This is a genomic window from Janthinobacterium sp. UMAB-56, from assembly GCF_900095265.1.
GTDB lineage: Bacteria > Pseudomonadota > Gammaproteobacteria > Burkholderiales > Burkholderiaceae_D > Janthinobacterium.
In genome coordinates this window covers 1-237 of sequence record NZ_LT607722.1, presented here as the reverse complement: position 1 = coordinate 237, position 237 = coordinate 1, and the positions used below count along the sequence as shown (strand labels likewise).

General features: G+C 63.7%; 1 protein-coding gene. It reads right to left on the bottom strand.

The window, feature by feature from the left end; genetic code table 11:
* A partial coding sequence (locus K0F85_RS28425) for a PfkB family carbohydrate kinase (protein WP_257638223.1) occupies nucleotides 1–237 on the bottom strand: 237 nt, incomplete at both ends.

Genomic DNA, 237 nt, shown 5'->3' with positions numbered 1-237 from the left:
CTTGGACAAAGTATCGGTGAGGAAACGGCCCATATGGTCGTCGCCCACTTTCGACAGCATGGCGGACTTCAAACCCAGGCGGGCCGTGCCGAAGGCGATATTCGCCGACGAGCCGCCCAGGTATTTGGCGAAGCTGGTCGCGTCTTCCAGGGTGCTGCCGATCTGCTGCGCGTACAGGTCCACCGCCAGGCGGCCCAGGCAGATCACGTCGAGCGCGCGGCCCTGGGCAAATTGTGT